Annotated in this window: 2 protein-coding genes; both read right to left on the reverse strand. The window is 76.0% G+C overall.

Annotated features, from left to right (window positions below):
• The coding region (locus tag IF45_RS0130460) for a type I polyketide synthase (protein WP_037638823.1) at positions 1-5,138 on the reverse strand (5,138 nt) is incomplete at its 3' end.
• A gap of 10 nt (positions 5,139-5,148) precedes the next feature.
• Positions 5,149-12,766, reverse strand: a 7,618-nt coding sequence (locus tag IF45_RS0130465) for a type I polyketide synthase (protein WP_037638826.1), incomplete at its 5' end; no start/stop codon positions are given.

Below are 12,766 nucleotides of genomic sequence, written 5' to 3' on the forward strand. Positions count from 1 at the left end.
GCCACCTCACGCCCCAGACCACCCGTCCCACCAGTGACCAGCACGGTCCCCTCGGGGTTCCAGCGCGGCGGCATCGTCAGCACGATCTTGCCCACATGCTTCGCCTGACTCATGAAGCGGAACGCCTCACGCGCCCGGCGCACATCCCACGCACGCACCGGAAGCGGCTGCAACGCCCCCTCCGAGAACAGGCCGAGGAGCTCGGTCAGCATCTCGCCGATACGCTCGGGGGCTGCTTCGCCGAGGTCGAAGGCCCGGTAGCGGACCTCGCCCGTGGTCTGTGGGTCGCGGATGTCGGTCTTGCCCATCTCCAGGAACCGGCCACCGGGAGCCGTGATCCTCAACGACGCGTCCACGAAGTCACCCGCCAGCGCGTTCAGGACCACGTCCATGCCCGCGCCACCGGTCACCTCCCGGAACTTCTCCTCGAAGCCCAGATCACGCGAGGACGCGATATGAGCATCGTCCAGCCCCAGACCCCGCAACGTCTCCCACTTGGGCTCACTCGCCGTCGCGAACACCTCGGCACCCAGGTGCCGCGCGAGCTGGATCGCCGCCATACCGACACCACCCGCACCGGCGTGGATCAGCACCCGCTCCCCCGCCTGGACCGAGGCCAGGTCACGGAAGGCGTACAGGGCGGTGAGGAAGACCAGCGGCACCGAGGCCGCGTCCTCGTCGCTCCACTCCTCGGGCACGCGGGTCACGTACCGCTCGTCGACGAGGACGGTGTCGGCGAGGCCGCCGGGGATCATGCCGGTCACGCGGTCGCCGACGGCGATCCCGGTGACGTCCGGGCCGACGGCCGTGACGAGGCCGACCGCCTCCGAGCCGAGCAGTCCGGCCTCGCCGGGGTACATGCCGAGCGCGTTCAGCACGTCACGGAAGTTCAGGCCCGCGGCCCGCACCTCGACCCGGACGGCGCGGCCCTCCGGCTCGTCCAGTGCCTCGGGTGCGGGGACGAGGGAGAGGCCGTCGATGCTGCCGGGGACGGTGGTGTCCAGCCGCCACGGCAGCCCCGGGACCGGCAGCAGGCTCGCGCCGGTGGACAGCCGGGCCAGGCGGGCCACCAGGACGGCCTCGTCGCGTACGGCGAACTGCGTGTCGCCGGCCGCCAGCAGGGGAGGAAGCTGCGCCAGGAGTTCACCGGAGGGCGCGGCGGTGCCCGCGTCGAGGTCGAGGAGGGCGAAGCGGCCGGGGTTCTCGGCCTCGGCGCTGCGGACGAGTCCGTGCACCGCGGCGGCGGCGAGATCGCTCACGCCGGTGTCGGTCCCGGTGGCGACGGCGCCCCGGGTGACGAACACGAGGCGTCCGGCGGCGGACGTGGCCGGCTCCAGCCACTCCTGGATCAGTGCCAGGGTGCGCGCGGTGGCCGCGTGGACGGCCGTGGGGGTGTCGTCCTCGACGCCCTCCAGCGGGACGAGGACCAGGTCGGGGGCGGGCGTGACGGGGGCGGCGTCGGCGAGGGAGGCGAGAGGGCCGGGCCAGGCGCGGTCGGTACCGAGGGTGACGGCGCGCACGGGGGCGGCGCCGCCCTCGGGTGCGGCCACCCACTCCAGGCGCAGGAGCCCGTCCTGCTCACTGCTGTGCAGGGTGGGGGCGCGCAGCGCCGAAGGGGCGCGCAGGATGAGGGAGTCGGCGGAGAGCACCGGGGCGCCCTCGACGTCCACGGCGGCGATGGAGACGGTGTCCTCACCGACCCGGGCGACCCGCACCCGCACCACGGAGGCGCCGCCCGCGTGCAGCGAGACGCCGGACCAGGAGAACGGTACGAGCTTCTTGCCGTCACCGAGGCCGGCGAAGCCGACGGACTGGACGGCCGCGTCGAGCAGCGCGGGGTGCATCCCGTAGTACTCGGCGTCGTCCACCTGGGGCGGCAGCGCGACCTCGACGAAGGCCTCGTCGTCGCGGGTCCAGACGGCGCGCAGGCCCTGGAAGACCGGGCCGTACTCGGTGCGCGCGTAGAAGCCCTCCAGGTCGGCGGCGACGGCGCCGCGGGGCGGCCAGACGGTGGAGTCGAAGCCGGTGACGCGCTCCCCACGGGTCAGCAGGCCGGAGGCGTGCTCGGTCCAGCGCTGCTCGGGGTCGTCGACGGCCTGGGAGTAGACGGTGACGCGGCGGGCGCCGTCGGCGTCGGCCGCGCCGACGTGGACCTGGACGACGGCCGCCGAGTTCTCGGTGAGGATGAGGGGCTTGGCGAGGGTGAGGTCCTCGACGCGGTCGCAGCCGACCTGGTCACCGGCGCGGACGGCGAGTTCGAGGAAGCCGGTGCCGGGGAAGGCCACCATCCCGCCGACCGTGTGGTCCAGCAGCCACGGGTGGGTCTGCGCGGAGAGGCGTCCGGTGAAGAGGACCCCGTCGCTGCCGGCCAGCGACACGGCGGCGCCGAGCAGCGGGTGTTCGGCGGAGACCAGGCCCGCGGCGCTGACGTCCCCGGCGGCGGCCATCAGGACGGGCCAGTAGCGCTCGTGCTGCCAGCGGTAGGTGGGCAGTTCGGTGCGGCGGGCACCGGTGCCCTCGAAGCAGGCGGCCCAGTCGATGTCGACGCCGGCGACGTGGAGCCGGGCCAGCGCGGTGAGCAGGGCGCGCTCCTCGGCGCGGTCCTTGCGCAGGACGGGGACGGCGACGACGTCGGGCCCGTCGAGGCACTGCTGGGCGAGGGCGGTGAGGATGCCGTCGGGGCCCAGTTCGACGAAGGTGTCGGCGCCGGCGCCGGCCAGGGCCCGGACGCCGTCGGCGAAGCGGACCGTGGAGCGGACGTGGTCCACCCAGTACTCGGGGTCGCACAGCAGGCGGTCGTCGGCGAGGGCGCCGGTGACGTTGGAGACGACCGGCAGGACCGGCTCGTGGTAGGTGAGGCTCTCGGCGACGCGGCGGAACTCCGCGAGCATCGGCTCCATCAGCGGCGAGTGGAAGGCGTGGCTGACCGCCAGGCGCTGCGTCTTGCGGCCCTCGGCGGCGAACTCGGCGGCCAGCGCGAGGACCTGGGCCTCCTCGCCCGCCAGGGTGACGGAGTCGGGGCCGTTGACGGCGGCGAGGGCGACGCCCTCGGTCAGGCGCGGGGCGGCCTCGGCCTCGGTGGCCTGGACGGCGACCATGGCGCCGCCCGCGGGCAGTTCCTGCATGAGGCGGGCGCGGGCGGCGACCAGCGTGCAGGCGTCCTCCAGCGAGAACACACCGGCGACGTGGGCGGCGGCGATCTCGCCGATGGAGTGCCCGGCCACGAAGTCCGGGACCACGCCCCAGGACTCGACGAGGCGGTGGAGGGCGACCTCCACGGCGAAGAGCGCGGGCTGGGTGTAGCCGGTGGTGTCGAGGAGGGCCGCCTCGGGGGTGCGGCGCCGGGCGAACATCACCTCCCGCAGCGGGCGGTCCAGGCGCGGGTCGAGCAGGGCGGTGATCTCGTCCAGTGCCTTCGCGAACACCGGGAAGCGGGCGTACAGTTCGCGGCCCATCTCGGCGCGCTGGGCGCCCTGGCCGGAGAACAGGACGGCGAGGGAGCGTTCGGTGGCGCGGCCACGGGCCGCCTCGGCGGGGACGCCGTCGAGGCCGGAGAGCAGGACGGCGCGGTGCTCGAAAAGGGAGCGCCCGGTGGCCAGGGAGTGGCCGATGTCGAGGGGCGTGGCGTCGGTGAGAGCGGTGACGGCCTCGATCTGCGCGTCCAGGGACGCCTCGGAGCGGGCGTGCACGGGCCACGGCACGACGGTCGGGACGGTCTCGGGCTCGGCCGGGGACTCCGGCTCGGCGGCGGGTCCGGCCTGCTCGATCACGACGTGGGCATTGGTGCCGCTGATGCCGAAGGAGGAGACGCCGGCGCGGCGAGGGCGGCCGGTCTCGGGCCACTCGACGGCCTCGGAGAGCAGCCGGACGGCCCCGGAGTCCCAGTCGACGTGGCGCGAGGGGTGGTCGGCGTGGAGGGAGCTCGGGACGACGCCGTGCCGCATCGCCATGATCATCTTGATGACGCCGGCGACTCCCGCGGCGGCCTGCGCGTGGCCGATGTTCGACTTGACGGAGCCGAGCAGCAGCGGCCGGTCCTCGGGGCGGCCCTGGCCGTAGGTGGCGAGCAGGGCCTGGGCCTCGATGGGGTCGCCGAGCGGGGTGCCGGTCCCGTGGCCCTCGACCGCGTCGACGTCGGCGGCGGTGAGTCCGGCGGCGGCCAGCGCCTGCTGGATGACGCGCTGCTGGGAGGGGCCGTTGGGGGCGGTGAAGCCGTTGGAGGCGCCGTCCTGGTTGACGGCGGAGCCGCGCAGCACGGCGAGGACCGGGTGGCCGTTGCGGCGGGCGTCGGAGAGCCGCTCCAGGAGAAGGACACCGACCCCCTCCGACCAGCCGGTGCCGTCGGCCTCGTCGGCGAACGCCTTGCAGCGGCCGTCACCGGCCAGGCCGCCGGCGCGGCTGAACTCCATCAGCGAGCCGGGGGCGGACATGACGTTGACGCCGCCGGCGAGGGCGAGGCCGCACTCCCCCGCGCGCAGGGCGTGGGCGGCGGCGTGGAGGGCGACGAGGGAGGAGGAGCAGGCGGTGTCGACGGTGACCGCCGGCCCCTCCAGGCCCAGGGTGTAGGAGAGGCGGCCGGAGGTGGCGCTGGCGGCGATGCCGGTGCCGATGTCGCCGGTCGCGTCGGCGAGGGAGCGCACCAGGAGGTACGCGTAGTCCTGGCCGTTGGTGCCGACGAAGACGCCGGTGCGGCTGCCGCGCAGGCTGCGCGGGTCGATGCCGGCGCGCTCCACGGCCTCCCAGGAGGTCTCCAGCAGCAGCCGCTGCTGGGGGTCCATGGAGACGGCTTCGCGCGGGGAGACGCCGAAGAAGGCGGCGTCGAAGTCGGCGACCCCGTCGAGGAAACCGCCCCGCTGGCTGACGGAGTGGCCACGGGCGTCGACCCCGGCGTCCCGCAGCGCGTCCAGGTCCCAGCCCCGGTCGGTGGGGAAGCCGCCGACGGCGTCGGTGCCGGAGGCGACGAGGTGCCACAGGTCCTCGGGGGAGGTGACTCCCCCGGGGTAGCGGCAGCTCATCGCGACGACGGCGACGGGCTCCGAGGCGGCGGCCGCGAGGTCGCGGTTCTGCCGGCGCAGGCGTTCGGTCTCCTTGAGCGAGGCCCGGAGAGCTTCGACAACTTTTTCGCTGGGCGTGGTCATGATGGCTCCGTCAGTCCCGCTCTTCGTCAGGGTTACCGTTGAGTGCCGCCTGCACCAGGCCGTCGACGTCCATGGCGTCGATCGACGCGTCGTAGGCGTCGCCGGCCCCGGAGGGCTCGGCCTCCTGGTCCGTGCCTGTTCCGGCCGGGTCCTGCCCGGCGAGGTCCAGCAGCTGGTCCAGGAGTCCGCTGTCGCGCAGCCGGTCCAGGGGGACCTGGGCGAGGGCGGCGCGCACGGCCCGTTCCTCTTCGCCGGCTCCGTCCGTGGCGGGGGCACCGGGGGTGCCGGCCGGGAGGAGCTGTCCGAGGATGTGGGCGGCGAGTGCGGCGGGCGTGGGGTGGTCGAACACGAGGGTCGCGGACAGGGTGAGTCCGCTGACGGCGCCGAGCTGGTTGCGCAGCTCGACGGCGCCGAGGGAGTCGAATCCGAGGTCGCGGAAGGCCCGGTCGGGGCCCACCTGGTCGGTTCCGGTGAGGCCGAGGACCTCCGCGGCGCGTTCGCGCACCAGCGTCAGGACCGTCTGGGTACGGCGGCTCTCGGGCAGCCTGGCCAGCCGGTCGCGCAGCGACGGACCGGAGTCCGCGGCCTCGCCGCCGGCGGATGCGGCCTTCTTGAGGGCGGCGTACGCGGGCATCTCGGCCAGCAGGCTGCTGGGCCGGACGGTGGTGAACGCGCGGACGAACCGGTCGGGGTCGACGTCGGCGACGACGGCGACCGGGTCGCTGCCCGTGACGACCTGCCGCAGCGCGAGGACCGCGAGGTCCGGGTCGAGCGGCCGGATGCCGGTGCGGCGGGCGAGCGCGGCGGCGCGGACGCCGTCGGCCATGCCCTCCCCGCCCCAGGCGCCGTACGCCACGGAGGTGGCGGGCAGCCCCTCGGCCCTGCGCTGTTCGGCGAGGGCGTCGAGGACCGCGTTGGCGGCGGCGTAGGTGCCCTGGCCCGGGTTGCCGACGGCGGCGGACGCCGAGGAGAAGAGGGCGAACACCTCCAGGTCGTGGGCGCGGGTCAGTTCGTCCAGGAGCAGCGCGGAGGCCACCTTGGCCCGGAACACCGTGGCGAACCGCTCGGGGGTCAGGCCGTCCACGACGCCGTCGTCCAGCACTCCGGCGGTGTGGATGACGCCGGTGAGCGGCGCGTCCTCGGGGATCGCCGCGAGGACGGCGGCCAGGGCCTTCCGGTCGGCGGTGTCGCAGGCGGTGATGACGGGTTCGGCGCCGAGCGCGCGCAGGTCGGCGGCGAGTTCGCCGGCGCCGGGCGCGTCGGGTCCGCTGCGGCTGAGGAGGACCAGGCGGCGGGCTCCGGCACCGGCCAGGCGGCGGGCGGTACGGGCACCGAGGGCTCCGGTGCCGCCGGTGATCAGGACGGTTCCGGTGGGCTTCCAGTCGCGGGGCGTCCCGGGCCGGACGGCGGCGAGGCGGCGGCCGAAGACCGCACCGGGCCGGACGGCGAGCTGGTCCTCGCCCTCGGGGTCGGCGAGGACGGCGGCGAGCCGTTCGGCGGTCCGCGCGTCGACGGCGAGCGGCAGATCGACGGTGCCGCCCCAGCGCTGCGGGTGCTCCAGCGCGGCGACCCGGCCGAGTCCGTGGACGGCGGCCTGGAGCGGTGCGGCGACGGTCTCGGCGGGCGAGACGGCGGCGGCGCCACGGGTGAGGCACCACAGCGGGGCGTCGGTGCGGGCGTCGCCGAGCGCCTGGACCAGCGTCGCGGTCAGGGCCACGCCGGCCGGGACGCCGCCGGGCAGGGCACCGGTCCCGTCACCGGGTTCCCCGGCGACGGCGAGCAGGGAGACCACACCGGTGAACGGCCCGGTGGCGTCGAGCCGTTCGCGGATCGCGGCGGCGAGTCCGGCGCGGTCCTCGCCGGAGACCTCCAGGACCTGGGCGCCCGCGCCGAGCGCGGCCAGGACGGCGGTGGTCCACGGATGGTCGGCGTGGTCGGCGGGCACGACGGCGAGCCAGGTGCCGGCGGGGGTGCCGGCGGTGGCCCGGTTCAGGGGCCGCCAGGCGATGCGCTGGCGCCAGCCGTCCACGGTGGTCTGGTCGCCGTGCTTGCGGCGCCAGTCCCGCAGGGCCGGCAGGACGCGCAGCAACGCGTCGCCGTCGACGCCGAGTTCCCCGGCGAGGGAGTCGAACTGCTCGTCCTGGACCGCCGCCCAGAAGGCGGCGTCCCCGGCGTCGGCCGTGGTGCCGGTGGCGGCGGCGGGTGCCTCGTCGGGCCAGAACCGCAGTCGGCGGAACGGGTAGGTGGGCAGGTCGACGCGGCGGGCGCCGGTGCCGTCGAGCAGTGCCGCCCAGTCGAGTCCCTGACCGGCCGCGTGCAGCCGGGCCACGGCGGTGATCAGGGCCTGCTCCTCGTCGCGTCCGGTGCGCAGGGCCGGGACGGCCGTGGGGGCCGGGCGGTTCTCGTCGGCGAGGGTGTCGAGGGTCTCCTGGGCGAGGCCGCACAGGATTCCGTCGGGGCCGAGTTCGAGGTAGCGGGTGGCGCCGCGGCCGGCGAGGGTGCGCACACCGTCGCCGAAGCGGACCGCCTCGCGGACGTGCCGGACCCAGTACCCGGGGTCGCACACCTGCGCGTCGGTGGCCGCGTCCCCGGTGAGGTTCGAGACCAGGGGCAGCTTCGGCGGGGCGTACGACACACTCCGGGTGACCCGTTCGAAGTCCTGAAGCATGGCGTCCATGTGCAGTGAGTGAAACGCATGGCTCACCCGCAAACGCCTAGTCTTCCCGCCCTGTTCGGCGAGGGCCTCAGCGAGCGCGGTGACCGCCTTCTCGTCGCCCGAGACCACCACGGACTCCGGGCCGTTGACGGCGGCGAGGCAGATTTGGTCGGTCAGGTACGGGGCGATCTCGTCCTCGGTGGCGCGCACGGCGAGCATGGCGCCGCCCGCCGGGAGTGCCTCCATGAGGCGGGCGCGGGCGGAGACGACGCGGCAGGCGTCCGGCAGGGAGAGGACCCCGGCCACGTGGGCGGCCGCGAGCTCGCCGACCGAGTGCCCGGCGAGCAGGTCGGGCCGTACGCCCCAGGACTCGACCAGCCGGTACAGGGCCACGCCGAGGGCGAACAGGGCGGGCTGGGTCCAGCCGGTCCGGTCCAGGAGCGCCGCCTCGGGGGTGCCCTCGTCGGCGAACATCACGTCGCGCAGCGGGCGTTCGAGTTCCTGGTCGAAGTGGGCGAGGACCTCGTCGAGGGCGGTGGCGAAGACCGGGAAGCGGGCGTAGAGGGCGCGGCCCGCCCCGGGACGCTGGGAGCCCTGCCCGGGGAAGAGGAACGCGGTCCGGCCGCCGGGGGCCGCGCGGCCGCGCAGTACGGCGGGGTGGGCGCGGTCCTCGGCGAGGGCGGTGAGCGCGTCGAGGAGGTCGTCGCGGCCGGCCACGGCGAGGACGGCCCGGTGCTCGAAGGCGGAGCGGGTGGTGCCCAGGGAGAGCGCCAGGTCGGCGGTGGCCGGCGGCTGCGCCGCACCGGCGGTGAGCCGGTCGCGGAGCCGGGCGGCCTGCTCGGTCAGGGAGTCCGCGGTGGCCGCCGACAGCGGCAGGGGCAGCAGCCGTGCGGCGTCGGTGGCGTGCGTGGCGGGCTCCGCGTCCCGCTCCGGGGCGGCCGGGCCGGTGGGGGCCTGTTCCAGGATGACGTGCGCGTTGGTGCCGCTGGCGCCGAAGGAGGAGACAGCGGCGCGGCGCGGGCGTCCGGTCTCGGGCCAGTCGGCCGCCTCGGTCAGCAGGTGGACCGCGTCCGGGTCCCAGGCGACGTGGCGCGAGGGCTTCTCGGCGTGCAGGGTGCGCGGCAGCGTGCCGTGCCGCATGGCGAGGACCATCTTGATGATGCCGGCGACGCCGGAGGCGGCCTGGCTGTGACCGATGTTGGACTTGACCGAGCCGAGCAGCAGCGGCTGCCCCTCGGGCCGGTCCTGCCCGTACGTCGCCAGGAGGGCCTGGGCCTCGATGGGGTCACCGAGGGTGGTCCCGGTCCCGTGTGCCTCCACGGCGTCGACCTCGCGGGCGGTGAGCCCGGCGGCGGCCAGCGCCTTGCGGATGACGCGCTGCTGGGAGGGGCCGTTGGGGGCGGTGAGACCGTTGGAGGCGCCGTCCTGGTTGATGGCGGAGCCGCGCAGGACCGCGAGGACCTCGTGGCCGCGCCGGCGGGCCTCCGAGAGGCGCTCGACGACGAGCATGCCCACGCCCTCGGACCAGGCGGTGCCGTCGGCGGCGTCGGAGAAGGGCTTGCAGCGGCCGTCCGGGGAGAGGGCGCCCATCTCGCCGAACTCGACGAAGCCGACCGGGGTGGACATCACGGTGACACCGCCGGCCAGGGCGAGCGAGCATTCGCCGGAGCGGATCGCCTGCGCGGCGAGGTGCAGGGCGGTCAGGGACGACGAGCAGGCCGTGTCGACGCTGACGGAGGGGCCCTCCAGGCCGAGGGTGTAGGAGAGCCGTCCGGAGAGGAGGCTCGCCGACTGGGCGGTCTCGACGTGCCCGGACTGGCCGATGGCGGGACGGTAGTCGCCGCTGCCGCCGCCGACGAAGACACCGGTGTCGCCGCCGCGCAGCACGGCGGGGTCGATCCCGGCCCGCTCCAGCGCCTCCCAGGCGGCCTGGAGGACGATCCGCTGCTGCGGGTCGATGACCAGGGCCTCGCGCGGGGAGATCCCGAAGAAGGCGGGGTCGAAGTCGGCGACGTCGTAGAGGAATCCGCCCTCGCGGGTGACGCTGCGGCCCCGGCCGTCCTCGTCGCCGTGGAGCAGCTTCTCCAGGTCCCAGCCGCGGTCGGTGGGGAAGCCGCCGATGGCGTCGGTACCGGCCCCGACCAGTTCCCACAGGTCCTCGGGCGAGCGGACGTCGCCGGGGTAGCGGCAGCTCATGCCGACGATGACGACAGGGTCGTCCGCGTCGGCGGCGGCGCGTGCCACGGGGGCGCCGGTGCCGGGCCCGGTGTCCTCGCCGAGGAGTTCGGTGAGGAGGTGGGCGGCGAGCGCGGCGGGGGTCGGGTAGTCGAAGACCAGGGTCGCGGGCAGGGTGAGCCCGGTGGCCGTGGTGAGGCGGTTGCGGAGGTCGACCGCGGTGAGCGAGTCGAAGCCGAGGTCGTTGAAGGCGTTCTCGGCCGGGACGGCGGCGGCGCCGGTGTGGCCCAGCACCGAGGCGATCTCGGTGAGCACGGTGTCGAGGAGGGTGCGCGGACGCTCGGAGGGGTCGGACTGCCGCAGCCGCTCGCGCAGCGCGGAGGCGGTACCGGCGTCCGCGCCGTCGCCACCGGTGGTGCTCAGGGCCTCGCGGGCCTCGGGCACGCCGGTGAGGAGCAGACCGGCGCGGGTGCGGGTGAACGCCGGGGCGAACCGGTCCCAGGCCACGTCCGCGACGGTCACCGAGGCGGGAGCGGCCGGGTCGGCGGCGGCCTCGCCGATCGCGGGGGCGAGGGCGTCGAGCGCGCGGGCCGGCTCCATGGCGGGCAGGCCGTTGGCGCGCAGGTGGGCGGCGAGACCGTCCGGCCCGGCGCCCTGCCAGGCGCCCCAGGAGACCGAGACGGCGTTGGTGCCGTGGGCGCGGTGTCGCTGGACGAGGGCGTCCAGGCAGACTCCGGCCGCGGCGCCCGCGCCCTGGCCGCCGACGCCCCAGACGGCGGAGATGGAACCGAAGACGACGAAGGCGTCCAGGTCACGGTCGCCGACGGCGGTGGTCAGCGCCTCGTAGGCGGCGCGCGCCCCGGTGACGCCGGGCGTCTCCTCGCCGGTGTCCCCGGTGTGGAAGACGGCGGTCAGCGGCCGGTCGTCGGTCTGCGCCGCCAACGCCTCGGTGAGCGGGGCGGCGTCAGCCGGGTCGGAGTGGCGGACGACGGTGAGGGTGGCGCCGAGCGCCTCCACCTCGGCACGCAGGGCGGTGGTGGCGACGTCCTCGGGGCCGGCCGGGCCGGCCAGCAGCACCCCGGTGGCACCGTGCGCGGCGAGCCAGCGGGCGACGTGCCCGCCGAAGCCCTCCGCCCGGCCCGTGACCAGGACGGTCCCGGCGGGGTGCCAGGTGATGTCCGGAGCGGGAGCGGCGGCCCGGGACAGCCGGCGGCCGAAGGCGCCGGAGGCGCGCAGCGCCACCTGGTCCTCGGCCGGGCCGTCGGTGCGGGCGGCGGTCAGGACGGCGCGCAGACGGTCGACGGTGCGGGCGTCGGCGACGTGGTCGACGTCGACCAGTCCGCCCCACCGTTCGGGCTCGTCCAGGGCGAGTACCCGGCCCAGGCCCCACAGGGCGGCGCGGTCCGGGTCGGCCGCCGGGTCGGAGCGGCCGACGGAGACGGCGTCGCGGGTGACGCACCACAGCGGGGCGTCGATCCCGGCGGCCGCCAGCAGGCGGAGCAGGGTGTCGGGGCGGGCGGTGCCGTCCGTCGCGGTGCCGGCGAGCAGCGAGAGGACACCGGCGTACGCGGTGCCGTCGGCGGCCCCGTCGAGCAGGGCGGCGGTGCCGTCCTCGTCGGCGGGGACGGCGAGGCGGACGGCGTGCTCGCCGAAGGTGGCGGCCAGGGCCTCGGTCCACGCGTCGTCGTGCCCGGCCGGGGTCAGGACCAGCCAGGGTCGGCCCGTGCCGTCGTCGGCGGTGTTCCCGAGGGGGACGGGCTGCCAGGTGACGCGGTAGCGCCAGCCGTCGAGCAGGGTGCGCTCGGACAGGCCACGGCGCCAGGTGGAGAGGGCGGGCAGCACGTTCGACAGGACCGTGTCGTCCAGGTCGAGGGTGGCGGAGAGCGACTCCAGGTCCTCGCGCTCGACGGCGGCCCAGAACGCGGCGTCCACCGGGTCCTGCGCGGTGGCCGCGTGCGGCCCCGTGGCCGGCTCGGGCCAGTACAGCTCGCGCTGGAAGGCGTAGGTCGGCAGGTCGGTGCGGCGGGCGCCGGTGCCGGTGAACCAGGCGGTCCAGTCGACGGCGACACCGGCGGTGTGGAGCCGGGCCAGGGCGGTGAGCAGCGCGCGTTCCTCGGCCCGGTCCTTGCGCAGCGCCGGGACGCTCACGCCGCCGCTTCCGTCGGCGGCCGTGTCGAGGACCCGGGCGGCCATGCCGGTGAGGACCCCGTCAGGGCCGATCTCCAGGAAGGCGTCGGCTCCCGCCTCGGCGAGGGCGCGGACGCCGTCGGCGAAGCGGACGGTCTCGCGGACGTGCCGCACCCAGTACTCGGGGTCGGTGAGCTGACCGGGCTCGGCGAGGGCGCCGGTGACGTTGGAGACCACCGGGACGTGCGGCTCGGCGTACTCCAGGCTCTCCGCGACCCGGCGGAACTCGGCGAGCATCGGTTCCATCAGCGCCGAGTGGAAGGCGTGACTGACCGGCAGAGGCTGCGTCTTGTGGCCCTCCCCCGCGAACTCGGCCGCCAGGGCCAGGACTTCCTCCTGCTCACCGGCGATGACGACGGAGTCGGGACCGTTCACGGCGGCCAGGGACAGCCCCTCGGTCAGCCGGGACACGACCTCGGCCTCCGTGGCTCGCACGGCCACCATCGCCCCGCCCGAGGGGAGTTCCTGCATCAGGCGGGCGCGGGCGGCGACCAGCGCGCAGGCGTCGTCCAGCGAGAAGACCCCCGCCACGTGCGCCGCCGCGATCTCGCCGACCGAATGCCCCGCCACGAACTCCGGCGCGACACCCCACGACTCCACCAGCCGGAAC

Source organism: Streptomyces albidoflavus, from assembly GCF_000719955.1.
Lineage (GTDB): Bacteria > Actinomycetota > Actinomycetes > Streptomycetales > Streptomycetaceae > Streptomyces > Streptomyces albidoflavus.